Origin of the sequence: Exiguobacterium undae DSM 14481 (genome assembly GCF_000620805.1) — a bacterium.
Taxonomy (GTDB): domain Bacteria; phylum Bacillota; class Bacilli; order Exiguobacteriales; family Exiguobacteriaceae; genus Exiguobacterium_A; species Exiguobacterium_A undae.
Genome location: NZ_KK211187.1, coordinates 380,810 through 396,670, shown reverse-complemented (window position 1 = coordinate 396,670; position 15,861 = coordinate 380,810). Strand labels below are relative to the sequence as shown.

Genomic DNA, 15,861 nt, shown 5'->3' with positions numbered 1-15,861 from the left:
TCCTTTTCAGACGAAGTAAGGTAGAGTGGAACAAGACAGTGGATAAGAAGAGAGGAGGTGCAGGTTGTCTTCACCTGAACAGGTGAAACAGCCAACACCATGAAGCGAACAACTTTTTTCACCTTAAATACGTTAGGTACGAAACGCGGCGGTCTCGTCAAAGCCGTCATCAAGCGGGCGAACACGATCGCAGCCGCTGAGCCGGATCGTCACGTCCATCTGTTGACCCTCGGGTTGCAGACACAAATCAACAGTATCCGGGAAGAGATGGTCCACCTCCATCTGTTGGATCAGCGTGTGCAGGTTACGAACTTGATCCATACGTTAGGTAAGCAAAAACCGAATGATAAACAGACGAAAGCCCGTTTGCTGAAACGATTGCAACGGCAATTCGTCATCTTCGAGGATGCGAGCCGCCCGGAAAACGATTCCTATCGTCTGTTCGAGAACGGTGTCTACTGCCAGTACATACGGTTTGACGCCGATGAACGGCTCGTCTTCATCGATTACTTTTCAGAGTCGCGTCACCGCTTAAAACGGGAAGAATACCTTGAGCACGGCCAATTGTTCCAAGTCATTCATTATTCGGCGACGACGAACAAACCGGTCTCCCGTCAATTTCTCAACGGTGACGGCACCTGTTACTTAACACTGTGGCATAAGATCAATTCGGTGGATTGGAGTCATCTGTTTTACTTCGGAAAACACGAACAGTTCCAATTCAACGATCCGGCCGCCTTCTACACGTTTGCGCTGAATCAGTTGCTGGCCCAATATCCGGCAGTCCTGCTGTCCTCGGAATTCCGGGATCGTCTGCCAAACTTACCGAAACGGAATTTAGATGCCGTCGTATTGGATGTCACCCATCCGAACATTCGGAAAATCGCCTTCGGCCATAGTAATCATTTTGTCGCGCCGTTTGACGAGACCGCGACGATCAGCGGTGTGTGGAATGCGCTGTTTAAGCGGATCGGCGAATGGAGTGCCGTCGTCACGGCAACGCCCCGTCAAGCCACACACATGAAACAGCAGTTTGGACACGATTCGCTTTTCAAATCGATTCCGCATGCCTTTACGAATAAAGCGGCAGGCAGCCTTGTTGCTGACGCCGTCAATCCGAACCGGTTCGTCGTCGTGTCACGAATTCAAATCAAAAAAGATGTCGCGGAGAGTGTTCGCGCGATGCGTTTGATCGTCGATCATAATCCAAACGCCTTCCTTGATTTTTATGGATTCGGGTACAACGATCAACTTGAAAAGGACCTCTTGGCGTTGATCAAGGAACTCGCCTTAACGGATCATGTTCATTTCAAAGGGTTCGTCACCGATATGCGGGAAGCCTATGCCGGTGCCGTCGCAACGCTCTTCACCTCCCAATCGGAAGGATTCGGAATGGCGATCCTCGAGAGCATGAGCTACGGGATCCCGGTCATCGCTTACGATATTTGTTATGGTCCGGCGGAAATCATCGAAGACCGCGTGACGGGACGTCTCATTCCAAAAGGCGACACGGCTCAGTTTGCCGAGGCCGCGATTGAATTGATGACACAGCCCGAAGCACGGCAGGCGATGGGCTTACGTGCTGCCGGAGCGCTCGCACCGTTTTCTGATCAACAGTATGAAACGAGTTGGGTGAACCTGTTACACGAACTGGACGTTTCGACACATTAACTGTTATCCCCGAGAACAAGAAAAAGTATCGTTTCGCCGCATCTCAACAGATCCGGCAGAACGATACTTTTTTGGTGTTACATCAAACGGCTGATGAATGCGGTCGCGATCCCAAAATAGACGAGCAACGACAGGATGTCGTTTAACGTCGTGATGAGTGGACCGGACGCGATGGCCGGGTCGATGTTCAGGCGATGCAAAATCAACGGAATGATCGTTCCCGCCAGTGTGCCGAAAATCAAGGTGATGATCAACGAACTGCCGACGACGAGACCCAGAATCGGATCCCCCTGCCAGACATAGGCGATGATCGCAATCAAAATACCGCATGTCACACCGATGATCAATCCCACCCGCAACTCTCGAAGAATCAGCCGGGTGACGACTTTTTTATCGACTTCGCGTGTGATCAATCCGCGGACGACGACAGCGAGGGACTGGGTTCCGGTGTTTCCGGTCATGCCGGCAATCATGGGCATGAAGAAGGCTAAGGCGACGACCTTCGACAACGTCTCCTCGAACTGACTGATGATCGATCCCGAGACAAGTCCGATGAAGAGTAACAGAATCAGCCACGGCAACCGGCGTGTCGCCGCCACCCAAGGTTTTGTATCAAAATCAATCGATTTACCGGAAGCGGATAATTTCTCGATGTCTTCATTGGCTTCTTCCCGTAAGACATCGAGCGCATCATCGACGGTAATCAGTCCGACGAGGACCTCCCCTTCGACGACCGGCAACGATACCAGATCGTATCGTTCGAACATCTTCGCGACATCCTCCTGATCGGTCTCCGACGAGACGCTGATGACTTTTCGATCCATCACGTCCGCAATCTGTTCGTCGTTATTCGCCAAAATCAAATCACGGTACGAGATGACGCCGACGAGTTGACTCAGCTGATTGACGACATAGACGTAGTTGATCGTTTCCGAGTATTCGATATAATCCCGCATCTTCTCGACCGTCTCGCCGATTGTCGACTCCTCCGTCACCCAGATGAAACGGTTTGTCATCAAACGTCCGGCCGTCTCTGCCGGATACGTCAGCAAATTCCGGACGACCAGTGCTTCGTCCTGTCGCATCCCCGACAGTAAGCGGTCCACTTCCTCGTCCGGCAGTTCTTCCAGAATTTCTGCCAAATCATCGTTTTCCATTAAATCCATGACGTGTCCGGCATGTTCGACGTCGAGACGCCGCAGCACATCCAACTGTTGCTCCAGTTCCAGTTCCTCGATGACATCCGCCAAACGTTCATGATCGAGATAGCGTAACAGACGTTCTTGCTCGGTTGGCGCCAACTCGACATACCACTTCGCCAAATCGTACGGATAGACTTCCTCAATCACCTGCTGTGCTTCTTCACGTCGTTCCTTCATCAACGCATCCAGCAGCAGCAACTTCCATTGTTGTTCCTTTGACTGACTCATACTACCACCCCCACGTTTTCTCCTTCTCCATCTTAGCACGATGCTTTCAAAAAGAACGCCCGTCAAAGCAGTTGACTTTTCTTTCGTCACGCCTTAAAATTTGCCTAAAGGAAACATTATTAGTTCGGAGAACAATCCATGCGATAAGGCAATCTCTTTTTTTAGACTTTTTCTTGCCCTAAGGAAACATTTGTTTCCACACCAAAATTTAAGCAGTTGAAAGGAGTGTCTTCATATGTACGCAATCGAAGTAGAACAATTAAACGTATCGTATTTCGAAACGACCGCCTTGGAAAAATTATCTGTTCGCTTCACGGCAGGACAGCTTGTCGGCATCATCGGTCCAAACGGTGCCGGCAAATCGACCTTCATCAAAGCCATCATGGGATTGATTCCGGCCGGTGCGAAAACGATCACCTTGTTGGGTCAATCGACAAAAGAAGCACGGACGCGGGTCGCTTACGTTCCACAACGCAGTGCCATCGATTGGGATTTTCCGATTCGGGTGCTCGACGCGGTTTTGATCGGCTGTTATCCAAAACTCGGTCTGTTCAAGCGTCCGACGAAACAACATCGGGCCTTAGCGGTTGCTTGTCTCGAACGGGTCGGCATGCAGGACTATGCCAACCGACAGATCGGTGAACTGTCGGGCGGTCAACAACAACGGGTCTTTTTAGCCCGTGCCCTGGCACAAGAAGCAGAACTGCTGTTACTGGACGAACCGTTCGTCGGAGTCGATGCCGGCAGTGAACGGGTCATCATCGACTTATTGCGGACACTACGCAACGAAGGGAAAACGATTGTCGTCGTCCACCATGATTTGAGTAAGGCCGCCGATTACTTCGATACCCTCATGTTGTTGAACCGGCAATTGGTTGCCGTCGGTCCGCCGAAAGATGTCTTGCATGCCAAAACGATTGAAGGCGCATACGGCAATTCGCTCGCCTTCTTACAGAAAGTCGAGGTCACCTCATGAACTTTTTAACTTTCATCGAAGCGACGTTTCAGTATGATTTCCTGCAAAAAGCGCTCATCACCTCCGTCATGGTCGGGATCATCTGTGGTGTCATCGGCTGTTTCATCATCCTGCGCGGCATGTCCTTGATGGGGGATGCGATTTCCCACGCTGTCTTACCGGGCGTCGCGATTTCCTATCTGCTCGGTATCAACTTCTTCATCGGTGCGGTCGTGACCGGTCTGCTGACGGCGCTCGGAATCGGGTTTGTCAGCCAAAACAGCCGGATCAAAAACGATACCGCGATCGGGATTTTGTTCACTTCTGCCTTTGCGCTCGGCATCATCCTGATTTCCTTCTTACGCAGCAGCAGTGACCTGTACCACATCCTGTTCGGAAACGTCCTCGCCGTCCGCCCGAGTGATATGTGGATGACACTGATCATCGGCATCATCGTTCTCGGGGCGATCTATCTGTTCTACAAAGAACTATTGGTCACATCCTTTGATCCGACGATGGCTGCAGCTTACGGATTGTCGACACGATTGGTCCACTACCTGCTGATGACGATGTTGACACTCGTCACAGTCGCTTCCCTGCAGACAGTCGGCATCATCCTCGTCGTCGCGATGTTGATCACACCGGCAGCGACCGCTTATCTCTTGACGAACCGGTTGTCGCGGATGATCTTCCTGTCCGCCGGGTTCGGCACAATCTCTTCCATCGTTGGTCTGTATTTTAGTTTTACCTACAACCTTTCTTCCGGAGCGTCGATCGTGCTGGTCGCGACTGCCCTGTTTGCACTGGTCTTCGTGTTCTCACCACGTCACGGTCTGCTCCGGAAATGGAAATCATCTAAAAAGGAGCTCACGACATGACATTCAAACGATTCATCCCCTTGGCTGGTCTCGCCGTCTTACTGGCAGGCTGTTCAACGGATTCCGCGGACGAAGGAAAATTGCAGGTCGTCACGACCTATTCGATTTTAGAAGATATGGCACGTGTCGTCGGCGGCGAACACGTCGAAGTGCACAGCATGGTCAAGATTGGTGCCAATCCCCATGAGTATGATCCGTTGCCGACGGACGTCCAGAAGATGGCCGATGCCGACGTCGTTTTTTATAACGGGTTAAATCTTGAAGCCGGCGGTTCCTGGTTCAACAAACTCCGTTCGAGTACAAACAAAGACGGCAAAGACGCACCGGTCTATCAACTGAGTAAAGGCGTCGAACCGAAGTACTTGACGGCAGCCGGAAAAGAACAGGAAACCGATCCCCACGCCTGGCTCGATCTGAACAACGGCATCCAGTACGTCGAAAACGTCAAAGATGGTTTGATTAAGGAAGATCCGGACAACCGGGCGGATTACGAAAAAAATGCTTCCGCGTATATCAAGGAACTCAAGACGCTCGACACAAAAGCCAAAGAACGGTTTGCGGCGATTCCTGAGGAACAACGGCATCTGATCACGAGTGAAGGCGCCTTTAAGTACTTCAGTTCCGCCTATGACTTTAAAGCCGACTACATCTGGGAGATCAATTCCGATAATCAGGGAACACCCGATCAAGTCCGCCGCATCGTCGATTTAATCAAGCAGCAGGACATTCCCGTCTTGTTCGTCGAGACAAGTGTCGACCGCCGGAGCATGGAGACGGTCTCCCGTGAAACCGGTGTCCCGATTGGCGGAACCCTCTATACCGATTCGCTGGGTGCCAAAGGAAAAGACGGCTCGACGTACTTGACGATGATGGAAGCGAACTTCGATACGATCGAACAACAACTGACCCGCTAAGAACTGTCATCGGATTGCCACCCGATTTTTCTGCACGGCTGTCTGATCCAACGTATACTAAGGACGGAAACGATATACGATGGAGGGATATGGATGGTACGAAAAAACGGATGGATGATCGCGACATTATCAGCGACCCTTGCGCTCGGTGCCTGTGGTCAGGCGGAACAAAAGACCGCCCCACATGCCGAACAGGAAAAACAGGAAGCGCATGCTGAACATGAAGGACATGCTTCACATACAGGTGCTGATCAGTTGGAGCGGACGACTTCTCCGACAATCGCCCCGTCATTTTTAAAAGAGACCGATTCGTCGATTCAGACGATTTATTTGTCTGTCGCGAAGCATCAGGACTTGCTCGAAAAAATGCCGTGTTACTGTGGTTGCGGGGAATCTGCCGGTCATACGAGTAACTATGACTGCTTCATTGCGGATCAGGCACAGAGCGGTGAAACGACGTGGACGACACACGGCATTACGTGTGGGACGTGTCTCGACATTGCGGCTCAATCAATCGTCGCCTATCAACAAGGCACACCCATCAAACAAATCCGCGATGACATTGATGCGATCTATTCCAAAATGGACGTGGCACCGACACCCACTCCTGCCCTCTAAATCAAAAAGCTGTTTCGACCTCAAGCGTCGAAACAGCTTTTTTTGTGTAGGACTTAGTGTCGCGAACGAGCGGTCGCATGGAGGACAAACGGTCTGCCGGAAAGCAGTTCTTCGAGTTGATAATACGTATGGGCGCGAAGCGGTTGACTCGTGCGTGGGAGATGCCGCAATTCATACGCCACTTCCAGCAGGTAGAATTTATAGGTTGCCGACTCATCAAAACCAAAACTGGTGCGTCGTGCTTCCATGTAACCGAGTAAACGCCGTTGTTGCTCCATCGATAACCGTTGTACTTGTGGGGCAATCGCTTCAGCCGGACGAAGGATCAGTTCCCGTTCCGTTCGATACAGACGGTTCATGACGCCTTGTTCCCGTCGTAAAGCGATCAATTTTGCAGGCTGGTAAGAGCGCGGGTGCGGGTGGGCATGGACTAAATACCGTTCAATGAGGGCTTGCGTCGGGGCTGCTGGAAAGGAAATGACATCATGCATACGATTCGACTCCTTTTTCAGTAGTAGATACGCCATCCATTTTACTACAAATCCCCAAATGAAATGGACCGTTCAGCAGGAAGTAAATCAGTTTTTTAGTTTTAGAAGTGGTTTCATTTCTTCAGGCAAGTGGAACAGTTCCAAAGATAGTTACTTACGAAAGGATGATCGATATGACTCAAATGAAAGCCATTGGATTCCATCAGCATTTACCGATTACAGAAGCCAACAGTTTGATTGATCTTGAAATCGAGCGCCCCGTCGCGCAAGGACACGATCTGTTAGTTGAAATTAAGGCAGTCTCCGTCAATCCGGTCGATACGAAAGTCCGGGCCCACGGTGCGGACGAGACTGAACCAAAAGTCATCGGTTACGATGCGGCAGGTATCGTCGTTGAAGTCGGCGACCATGCTTCCCTCTTCTCGGTTGGTGACGAAGTCTATTATGCCGGTGCCATCAACCGGCCCGGTTCCAACAGCGACTTCCAACTCGTTGATGAACGGATTGTCGCCAAAAAACCGCAACGGCTGGCGTTCAGCGAAGCGGCCGCCCTGCCACTGACGACGTTGACGGCTTACGAAGCATTGACCGACCGTCTCCAGTTGACGTTTGATGCCAAATCAAACCTCGATAAGACGATGTTAATCATCGGTGCAGCCGGCGGTGTCGGCTCGATTGCGACGCAACTCGCGAACAAGGCCGGACTGACCGTCATTGGAACGGCTTCACGACCGGAGACGATTGAATGGGCCAAAACACATGGCGCCCATCATACGATCAATCACCATGAAGACTTCCGAGCTCAACTCGAGCAACTGGGGTATCACTACGTCGACTATATCTTCTGCTTGAATGCAACCGATCAGCATTTTGACGCGATGGTCGACGTCATCGCTCCGCAAGGAAAGATTTGCAGCATCGTCGAGACGGATCAAAACCTTAACCTCAGTGCGTTGCAACAGAAAAGTGCGACCTTCGTCTGGGAGTTCATGTTCACCCGTTCGCTGTTCCAGACAGCAGACATGATCCGCCAACACGAAATCTTGACGCAAGTCGCCACGTGGTTCGAAGAAGAGACGCTTGAGACGACTGTCACGCAGACACTGATCGGTCTAAATGCCGACAACTTGAAAGAAGCCCATCGCCTCGTCGAAAGTGGCAAAACGATTGGGAAAGTCGTTGTTGAACGACGATAAGACGTAACAGGGACTGACTCAAAAAAGAATCACTCGTCTTTTCACGCCCTTTCCTCAGGCGAGACACAAGCCAGTTTTCCTGCCCCATTCAGGCAGGAAAGCGGGTCTTGTTTGTCTCTGACAGCGCAAAAATGCGCTTTTTCCTGTAGGAGTTGCGTGTAGCGAGTGATTTTTTTACGAGATCAGGGTGGCAGATTATCATTCTGCCACCCTGATCTTTGTAAAAACTGACTTTTGAGTCAGCCCCTTTTTTGTATCATCTGCTCTTTTGCCGCTTCACGGAAAAGACGATCGCCGCAAATAACGACAACAGTCCTCCTGCCCAGCCGATGATCGGTGCGTATGAAAACGTATCGCGTAACAGCATCCCGCCAACGATTAAAATCGCCGCATCGGCTGCGAACAATACAGCTAAAAAGCGATAGTTCATCTGAAGTCCCCCTTTCTTCTCAGAAACATCCACCGTACTTTTCATCTTTCCCTGATTTTAAAGCACGCATGCATCGGCTCGATTGTGAATGTCCCAAAACGTCTCGAGCACTTTTTGGTATGAATTTCTTGTATTTAAGATAATTTTCTAATAACACTATATTTTTGAGTCTAAAAAATGTACGATTACGGTAAGAAATAGGTATAGTAGTTACATCTATTATTGAATCGGAAAGCTGACGCAAAGGGGCATCCATATACTTTATGAAAAAATGGTTCAATCAAAAAATCAGCCGACAAATCATGTCCGCTTTTTACCTCATACTAATTACGCTTTCTGTTTCTTCGATTGCTGCTTACTTTTATACGAACCATCAAGTCATGAGTGCGAAAACCAGTCTCGATGCCATCAGCGAGCGTCAGGAAAGGGCGACATCCTTATGGGACGACTGGCAATCACTCCAGTATGAGATGCGGGGATATATCGTGTTTGGAGACGACGCTGTATTAGAGACCGTCGACGAAAAAACACAGTCGCTGGAGGAACAAACCCAGTGGTTCGAGAAAAACGGAACTTATGAGGCTGATCAAATCTATGCCTCCGATGTCCGTTCGCTTTACACGTCCTACACGACGTTCGTGATGCCGAGCTTGATCAAGTACGTTCAAGCCAAACAAGACGGGACTGTCGATGAAAGTTTCCTGCAGATGCCGAGTCTGAAATCGATGATGCCGGAAGTCAAACGGGATCCGAACCGAAAGTTCAAGATGAATGCGTCCGACAGTGAAACGATGCGTAAAAGTGTCAACACGATGGAGAGTGTTTTCACCAATTACCGGACAAGTCTGCAGGCCAAAGAGACGATGGCAAAGGACAAACTGATTACACAAACAAAATACGCCGAATGGATTTGGCTTGTGAATCTGCTTGTCTTATTTCTCGTCATTCTGTTGATCATCCGTCCCTTCATCGAACGGACGACACGTCAGATTCAACTGCTCAGTAAAGAAAGCAAGCTGCTTGCGCAAGGACTTCACACGGCACCGTTGATTCCGATGAACCGGACCGATGAGATCGGCGAGCTCAGCAAGTCGTTTCATCAAATGGCGACAGCACTGACCGACAACAAACATCGGTTGATGTCGTCCAACGATAATCTGGAACAAGCACTGCAATTGACGTTGCGCAATGAAGCCCATCTCAAAATCCGGAATCAGTTGACCGAAACACTTGCCGACCGAGATACCGTGACAGCGTATCCAGCTGTCATCGAAAAGATGGTCGAGATTACCGACTCGACGAATGGTTCGTTGATTTTCAAAGAAGGGACGACGGTAACGAACATCGTGTCTCACGCCATGTCGGAACACGAGCAGGATCAGTTGATTGCGACGATTGAACCGGTCATTCGAAAAGCACGGACAGACAAAGTTCCGCATACGGCTCAATTCGAAGAACGCGCTTTTGCGGTGACACCGGTCCTTGACGCCAGTACCGATGAAATCATCGCCTACATCTATCTGATGCGCCTGCACCGCCCGTTTGATCGGCAAGAGCAGGAAGAACTGGCGTCATTCGCCCGTCAACTCGCGTTGTCGCTCCTCCGGATGCGTTCTTTCGACGAGATTGATCAAGAACGGGAAAAAACAGCCCGCTTGTTGAACTCGATCCGTGAGTCGATCGTCTATATCGAACCGGACGGACCGATTCAATTGATCAACCGACCGTTACTCGAATTATTTGATCATCCATCCGCCGTTGAGTCCAAGGCTGAATGGTTGATTGAAATCGATGATTCGATCACCCACTTAAAATACCAGGTCGATCAACTGCCTGAATTCGAACGGTACTTGCGTCAAACCTTCGTCAACCGGGAAACGGGAGAAGGCATCACGTTTTCGATTAACCACGAACAACGGTTCATCAAGACCTACTCGGAAGAAATCCATTACGGCGGGAAGTTCCGGGGCATCCTGCTTGTTCTCCGGGATGTGACGAACGAAGTCGAAATCGATCGGATTAAAAATGAACTCGTCTCGACGATTTCCCATGAGTTACGGACACCGCTCTCCTCGATTTACGGTTTTACCGAGCTGATGATCCAGCGGGATCTTCCGTCACATCGTCAAAAAAAATACTTGCTCGCCGTCCATTCGGAAACCGAGCGATTGTCCCTGTTAATCAATGACTTCCTTGATTTACAACGGATGGAGGCCAATAAACAAGAGTACACGTTCGAACCGTTTGATTTACTCGCGATGATGAAGGACTTAAAACAACTGCACAGTCTGTCTTCGTCCAGTCATCAAATTCGTGTCTCATCTGACGTGTCACCCCTCTTGATTGAGGCCGATGCAAAGAAAATTCGTCAATTGTTCGGAAACTTGATCAACAATGCCATCAAGTACTCACCAGCCGGCGGTGCCATCGACATCCGTGTGACCGAGCATAATGAACGGCTGCAGGTGGCGATTACCGATCACGGTATCGGCATACCTGCTTCCGCCATGAGCGAACTGTTCCAGAAGTTTTACCGGGTCGATAATTCCGATACCCGAAAAATCGGTGGAACGGGACTTGGCTTATCCATCTGTCGCGAGATTGCTCGTGCCCATGATGGTGAAATCCACGTCGAATCGATTGAAGGACAAGGCTCGACGTTCACCGTCGACTTGCCATTGACACAACCGGATGCATAAGCAAACCGCGCTGTTCCGAAAAGGACTGGCGCGGTTTTTTTAATTAGACTTTTTAATCAGCCTTTAATGCGGCTTGCAATGTCCACCGTACGCTTCGCTTGGTGACGGACAGCCGGTTCAACGGACTCCACCATGTTGCCGTCCTGATCGACGGTCACCGTCGTCCCGTATGGATTACCGCCTGCTGCGAACAGAACCGGATCCGAGTAGCCTGGTGCTGCGACGATCGCACCCCAGTGGAACATCGATGTATAGACAGCAAGGACCGTCGCTTCTTGTCCGCCGTGCGGATTTTGCGCCGACGACATGGCACTGACGACTTTATTGACGAGTTTCCCCTGACCCCAGAGACCACCTGTCGTATCGAGGAACTGTTGGAATTGTCCCGGGACATGTCCGTAACGAGTCGGGACACTGAAGATGATCGCGTCCGCCCAGTCGAGCAGGTCGGGTGTCGCTTCTTCGATGTCACGCGTGGCATCGGTATGTTTTTGCCAGAGTGGGTTGGAGGCAATCGCTTCTGCCGGTGCCGTCTCCTTGATTTTCGCAAGACGCACTTCGGCTCCAGCCGCTTCCCCTGCTTCTTTCGCCCACGTGGCGAGTTGATGATTTGTTCCGGTCGAACTGTAATAGATGACAGCCAGTTTCACATTAGACATGACTTCGCTCCTTTTTTCAAAAACAGTGACGGACAATGGATGTACATGTCCTCTTTTCCCGCTTTTTGGATAAAGTAACGCCTTTATTTTGAATTCAAGGTTTTTCAATTTAAGCGTTTCTGAATTTTTTTAAGGCGCGTACATTGATCGTATACAAGACGAGGATATATAGAAGTAACCCTGAGAGATATCCCCAAATGGCATCGAAGCCGTTTCCGTAGACCATGATTTCCTTGATCGCACTCGCCCCGTAAAAAATCGGCATGATGTAGCTCAGATTCCCCAGATGGTAAGGAATCAAATCCAGTGAAATCAAACCGGAAAAGAAGACTTGTGGAATGATCGTGAACGGAATCAATTGCACGACTTGGAGCGCAGAGCTGGCAAAAACAGAAATCGTCGCCCCAAACAAGACAGCGGTCGTCGCAAGAAGCAACAAGACGAGTAATACCAAGAAGATGTTACCGTTTGAACTCATCTGTAAGATATAGACCGTATAAAGCACAATCAAAATCGCTTGGGCAATCGCAAAGACACTATAGCCCATCGTATATCCAAGAATGACCTCACTCCGCTTGATTGGTGTCATCAATAATCGCTCCAGCGTTCCCTCGCTGCGTTCTTTGACAAAAGCCATCGCTGAGATGACGAAGACCATGAAAAATGAGAATAACGACAGGAAAACATAACCAAGTGAATCAAACGTCGACTGATCCGTCGAACCATGGACATAGCTGGTCTCCATCTTTGACGCAGGATTAATTGACGATAAGGCTGCTTGAATTTCTTTGGCGGCTGTTGAGGATTTTGTGGAAGGTTCGCGCAGTGTCATGTCAAATCCATTGTCTGAATAAAGAAATACCGCATCGACGTGTTCGTTATCCGTCAGATATGTTTTAGGGGATGTGATCGTTTGTTTTTCCTGAATCAATTCGATGTCCTGCTTATTCAATGCAGTCACAAGATTTTGTGGCGTTGCTTCTTCGATCACAATGACCGGCACATAGTCTGTATCCCCCAACAACAGATAGATTAACGTCAAGAGCAGTAAGGGAGCAATCAAGATCATCATGACACTTCGTTTATCATTCAGTGTTTGACGGATGACACGTTTAGCTAAGTGGTTCATGAGTTGTCCCCTCCTTCAGTTGATCCGAAGCTAAAATGAACAATTCTTCGACGCGTCCTGTTTGTGTCTTCGCGAGCAAGTTGTCGACCGTATCATATTCAATCAACGTTCCTTCATAAATAAGGGCTGCACGATCACATTCGATGACTTCATCCATGACATGAGTCGAGACGACAATCGTCGTACCCGCTTGTTTGATGCGATGAAACTGGTGCCAGATCTCACGTCGTAAAACAGGATCAATCCCGACGGTCGGTTCATCTAAAAACAAGACTTTCGGTTGGTGTAATATCGCGATGGCGAGCGACAGTCGTTTTTTCATGCCTCCCGAAAAAACATGCACTCGTTTTTGACGATGTGCCGTTAAGTCGACAATCTTAAGCACTTCCTCGATTCGTTGTTTTAATACGGACTTCTCCAGCTTATAAACGGATCCAAAAAACAAGAGGTTATCTTCTGCCGTCAAATCCTCATATAACGCATTATTTTGCGGCATGAACCCAATCTCATTCAAGAGCGTCATGTTTGGCATCAAGGTGTCCCCGATGTGAATCGTCCCTGTACTTGGGGCAATCGCTCCAATCATCAATCGAATCAACGTCGTTTTTCCTGAACCGGAAGGACCTAACAAACAGCAGATTTCGCCGGACATGACAGTGAAATCAATATGTCGAATGACTTCTGTCTGACCAAAGGACTTTGTTGTTCCTGCTACACGAATCTTCATTGGATGATCTCCTTTCTTGAATTAAAAACAAAGATAATCAACACCATGTTGTTTATAATGTAAGTATAGATAGACAAAATACCGCTTACAATAATCAACTTGAGCGAGTCTGTCGCTTTACCGACACATCTCATTCAAGTGTTGAAAAGGAGACGCTTTTATGACGAAACAAGACAACGATTTACGTGTCATTCGGACGAAACAGCTCATTAAAGAAGCTTTAATTGGGCTCATTGAGGAAAAGGGATTCGAAAACATCACCGTGAAAGATATCGCCAAACAAGCCGGAATCAATCGCGGAACATTTTACAGCCATTATGAAGACAAATACGATTTGATGAATCTCTACATCGAAGAAATTTTCACTGGAGCCGAAGAAAAGCTCATTAAAAACCTACAGGTCCTCTTTAAAAAAGAATCCCAATTTCCACCGGCTGACGCCTCTTTACTGTTGGTCCCATTTCTTGAGTTTCTTTATCAGAATCGTGTGCTGATGAAAACCTTGCTTGGTCCAAACGGAGATCTTCAATTTCAAGATCGCTTGAAAAAATTCATGCATGACGCTTTGTTCCACCGTTCTTCTGAATCCTTGTTTGATAAAAACAAGCTTCTTGTTCCTAGTGAATATCTGATTTCCTATATATCATCCGCACACATCGGTGTTGTCCAAGAATGGTTGCTGCACGAGAAAGGCGAAACACCAGAGGAGATCGCAAAAATCATCTTTACCATTACGACGCGTGGTCCACTCCATGCAGGCGGCTTGCTCTAATACTTTATGTGCTGTCTAGAGACGTACAATAAGACCCGTTCTCTTGCTTAATCGATGCAAGGAATCGGGTCTTATTGATCTTTCACAGCTTCTGTAAACTACTATCTCCGCCAGGACTCACGTAAACTTTGGATGGATTAAGAAGACGTCGTTACTGAATCTTCGACCAACCACTTGAACCAACGACCATGGCCGTCTGTCTCGGCAATCGTCTGTTCCGTCAAGACTCCATCGATGTACGCATCGAGATGCAAGTACCGGTCCTGGACGTTGTTGTACAGGTGGTAGAGGTTCCGCGTCTGTCCGATTTCCTCGACGACTTGGAGCAATTCCTTTTTCACAGCCAACGGCATCTGGTTTGCGACATGCGTGTGGAAAATACAGAGGATACTGTCGTCCGGTGTCTGCGTTGCGTACCGCTTCAATAATTGAATTCCATCCCCTTCGACGAGTTCCAGTGCAGACTCGTCAACGTAACGCGCTGCCGCCTCGAACATCTCAAGCCGTTCCCGGTGCTCCGTCCAAATCAGTGCTTTCAGCCACAACTGTTCATCGGCATCGGTCAGATCGACGATATTTAAATCGAGTCCGGTCCGCATCGTGACGGGTGGTGGTGTTTTGGGAAGCGTCGGTGTTCCCGTTCCCTCGATGACGGAGGTCAGATGCAGACGGGATGCCGGATGGCCGACCGTCTCCCCTGTCCCGTAATCATAGGCGTATTGATCAAACAACAGTTGTAATCCGGCACTCGTTCCAATTTCGAGCAGAGCGAGCGGTTGGTTCGTCTGTTGATGAATCTGACCAAAGACTGGATACAGATACGTACAGCGTCGGACCTCGTTCGTTTGGACAAGACGTTGTGCCAGCAGCGGAATCAGATCCGTTTCGTAAGTCTGACAAAAGGATTCGAAGTCTGCGAAGGACTCCGCAAAGGGTTTTGGTTGGTCCGTCACGCTCGGATAGTACGCGGCGAGCGGATGATCAATCCCTTTCAGCAACAGATAGTGGACGGCACCAAACAGGAGATTCGGAATCGGTTGCCCGTCGCGCGCGTGTCGGCACAGTTCAAGAATTGCCGGAGTTTGTGCAATTTCGAGCGATAGATATTCATAAAACGGACTCGAGTCCCGGCATTCCCGTTCCGCGAAAGTCTGGAAGCGTTGTGCAATTTCTGCTTGTGTCATGAATCGTTCCCCCTTTTTTCGATACCCATCTTATATTCCCCGAATTATTCCAAACCCCTGTTTTCGATATCAAAAAAAACTCTTCCGCCTGTAACAGGGGAAGAGTTC

At 49.2% G+C, this 15,861-nt stretch carries 15 protein-coding genes; 8 read left to right on the top strand and 7 right to left on the bottom strand.

Annotated features, from left to right (window positions below; all coding sequences use genetic code 11):
- Positions 1-99 precede the first annotated feature (99 nt).
- Positions 100-1,671: a glycosyltransferase gene (locus P397_RS0102760; protein WP_028105538.1), complete on the top strand. Its 1,572-nt coding sequence runs from the start codon at positions 100-102 to the stop codon at positions 1,669-1,671.
- Between the two features lie 77 nt (positions 1,672-1,748).
- On the opposite strand, the gene mgtE is transcribed toward P397_RS0102760, so the two are convergent.
- A complete protein-coding gene (gene mgtE / locus P397_RS0102755; protein ID WP_028105537.1) occupies positions 1,749-3,101 on the bottom strand; it encodes a magnesium transporter in 1,353 nt (450 codons plus the stop codon).
- 235 nt (positions 3,102-3,336) lie between these two features.
- Here mgtE and P397_RS0102750 point away from each other — a divergent pair, with 235 nt between their 5' ends.
- From P397_RS0102750 to P397_RS0102735, 4 genes are all read left to right on the top strand, one after another.
- Positions 3,337-4,077, top strand: coding sequence for a metal ABC transporter ATP-binding protein (locus P397_RS0102750; RefSeq protein WP_028105536.1), 741 nt, complete (start codon positions 3,337-3,339; stop codon positions 4,075-4,077).
- The gene (locus P397_RS0102745; protein WP_026831856.1) at positions 4,074-4,934 is read left to right on the top strand and encodes a metal ABC transporter permease; all 861 of its coding nucleotides are present in this window, start codon (positions 4,074-4,076) and stop codon (positions 4,932-4,934) included. The genes P397_RS0102750 and P397_RS0102745 overlap by 4 nt, the downstream gene beginning before the upstream one ends.
- The gene (locus P397_RS0102740) at positions 4,931-5,848 is read left to right on the top strand and encodes a metal ABC transporter substrate-binding protein (protein WP_028105535.1); all 918 of its coding nucleotides are present in this window, start codon (positions 4,931-4,933) and stop codon (positions 5,846-5,848) included. Before P397_RS0102745 ends, P397_RS0102740 begins: the two co-directional genes overlap by 4 nt.
- Before the next feature lie 93 nt (positions 5,849-5,941).
- On the top strand, positions 5,942-6,466 hold the full coding sequence (locus P397_RS0102735; protein ID WP_028105534.1) for a PCYCGC motif-containing (lipo)protein: 525 nt from the start codon (positions 5,942-5,944) through the stop codon (positions 6,464-6,466).
- 53 nt (positions 6,467-6,519) lie between these two features.
- On the opposite strand, the gene P397_RS0102730 is transcribed toward P397_RS0102735, so the two are convergent.
- Positions 6,520-6,957, bottom strand: a complete 438-nt coding sequence (locus P397_RS0102730; RefSeq protein WP_028105533.1) for a hypothetical protein — start codon at positions 6,955-6,957, stop codon at positions 6,520-6,522.
- 173 nt (positions 6,958-7,130) lie between these two features.
- Between P397_RS0102730 and P397_RS0102725 the strand changes: the two genes are divergently transcribed.
- A complete protein-coding gene (locus tag P397_RS0102725) occupies positions 7,131-8,153 on the top strand; it encodes a zinc-binding alcohol dehydrogenase family protein (protein WP_028105532.1) in 1,023 nt (340 codons plus the stop codon).
- A gap of 256 nt (positions 8,154-8,409) precedes the next feature.
- Here the strand turns inward: P397_RS0102725 and P397_RS17950 are convergent, their stop codons facing one another.
- Complete coding sequence (locus P397_RS17950; protein ID WP_167331052.1) at positions 8,410-8,583, bottom strand: hypothetical protein; 174 nt, start codon at positions 8,581-8,583, stop codon at positions 8,410-8,412.
- Positions 8,584-8,846: 263 nt separating this feature from the next.
- Between P397_RS17950 and P397_RS0102715 the strand changes: the two genes are divergently transcribed.
- Positions 8,847-11,282 (top strand): ATP-binding protein, encoded by a 2,436-nt coding sequence (locus P397_RS0102715; RefSeq protein WP_028105531.1) that lies wholly within the window; start codon positions 8,847-8,849, stop codon positions 11,280-11,282.
- Positions 11,283-11,338: 56 nt separating this feature from the next.
- Here P397_RS0102715 and wrbA read toward each other — a convergent pair whose 3' ends face one another.
- The 3 genes from wrbA to P397_RS0102700 all read right to left on the bottom strand — a co-directional run bounded on the left by wrbA (position 11,339) and on the right by P397_RS0102700 (position 13,797).
- On the bottom strand, positions 11,339-11,941 hold the full coding sequence (wrbA, locus tag P397_RS0102710; protein ID WP_028105530.1) for an NAD(P)H:quinone oxidoreductase: 603 nt from the start codon (positions 11,939-11,941) through the stop codon (positions 11,339-11,341).
- Between the two features lie 109 nt (positions 11,942-12,050).
- Positions 12,051-13,070, bottom strand: a complete 1,020-nt coding sequence (locus P397_RS0102705; protein WP_028105529.1) for an ABC transporter permease — start codon at positions 13,068-13,070, stop codon at positions 12,051-12,053.
- Entirely contained in the window at positions 13,054-13,797 is a 744-nt protein-coding gene (locus P397_RS0102700) for an ABC transporter ATP-binding protein (protein WP_028105528.1), read from the bottom strand. The genes P397_RS0102705 and P397_RS0102700 overlap by 17 nt, the downstream gene beginning before the upstream one ends.
- A 160-nt stretch (positions 13,798-13,957) precedes the next feature.
- Between P397_RS0102700 and P397_RS0102695 the strand changes: the two genes are divergently transcribed.
- Positions 13,958-14,569: a TetR/AcrR family transcriptional regulator gene (locus tag P397_RS0102695; protein WP_028105527.1), complete on the top strand. Its 612-nt coding sequence runs from the start codon at positions 13,958-13,960 to the stop codon at positions 14,567-14,569.
- A 137-nt stretch (positions 14,570-14,706) separates the two neighbouring features.
- Here P397_RS0102695 and P397_RS0102690 read toward each other — a convergent pair whose 3' ends face one another.
- Positions 14,707-15,753 (bottom strand): DUF2332 domain-containing protein, encoded by a 1,047-nt coding sequence (locus tag P397_RS0102690; protein WP_028105526.1) that lies wholly within the window; start codon positions 15,751-15,753, stop codon positions 14,707-14,709.
- Positions 15,754-15,861: the final 108 nt, after the last annotated feature.

What these genes read in the sequence shown, in the direction of transcription:
- P397_RS0102730 (WP_028105533.1), bottom strand. Translation starts at nt 6,957, where the DNA reads ATGCATGATGTCATTTCCTTTCCAGCAGCCCCGACGCAAGCCCTCATT.
- P397_RS0102715 (WP_028105531.1), top strand. Translation starts at nt 8,847, where the DNA reads ATGAAAAAATGGTTCAATCAAAAAATCAGCCGACAAATCATGTCCGCT.
- P397_RS0102695 (WP_028105527.1), top strand. Translation starts at nt 13,958, where the DNA reads ATGACGAAACAAGACAACGATTTACGTGTCATTCGGACGAAACAGCTC.
- P397_RS0102745 (WP_026831856.1), top strand. Translation starts at nt 4,074, where the DNA reads ATGAACTTTTTAACTTTCATCGAAGCGACGTTTCAGTATGATTTCCTG.
- P397_RS0102740 (WP_028105535.1), top strand. Translation starts at nt 4,931, where the DNA reads ATGACATTCAAACGATTCATCCCCTTGGCTGGTCTCGCCGTCTTACTG.
- P397_RS0102705 (WP_028105529.1), bottom strand. Translation starts at nt 13,070, where the DNA reads ATGAACCACTTAGCTAAACGTGTCATCCGTCAAACACTGAATGATAAA.
- wrbA (WP_028105530.1), bottom strand. Translation starts at nt 11,941, where the DNA reads ATGTCTAATGTGAAACTGGCTGTCATCTATTACAGTTCGACCGGAACA.
- P397_RS0102750 (WP_028105536.1), top strand. Translation starts at nt 3,337, where the DNA reads ATGTACGCAATCGAAGTAGAACAATTAAACGTATCGTATTTCGAAACG.
- P397_RS0102700 (WP_028105528.1), bottom strand. Translation starts at nt 13,797, where the DNA reads ATGAAGATTCGTGTAGCAGGAACAACAAAGTCCTTTGGTCAGACAGAA.
- P397_RS0102760 (WP_028105538.1), top strand. Translation starts at nt 100, where the DNA reads ATGAAGCGAACAACTTTTTTCACCTTAAATACGTTAGGTACGAAACGC.
- P397_RS0102725 (WP_028105532.1), top strand. Translation starts at nt 7,131, where the DNA reads ATGACTCAAATGAAAGCCATTGGATTCCATCAGCATTTACCGATTACA.
- P397_RS0102690 (WP_028105526.1), bottom strand. Translation starts at nt 15,753, where the DNA reads ATGACACAAGCAGAAATTGCACAACGCTTCCAGACTTTCGCGGAACGG.
- P397_RS17950 (WP_167331052.1), bottom strand. Translation starts at nt 8,583, where the DNA reads ATGAACTATCGCTTTTTAGCTGTATTGTTCGCAGCCGATGCGGCGATT.
- mgtE (WP_028105537.1), bottom strand. Translation starts at nt 3,101, where the DNA reads ATGAGTCAGTCAAAGGAACAACAATGGAAGTTGCTGCTGCTGGATGCG.
- P397_RS0102735 (WP_028105534.1), top strand. Translation starts at nt 5,942, where the DNA reads ATGGTACGAAAAAACGGATGGATGATCGCGACATTATCAGCGACCCTT.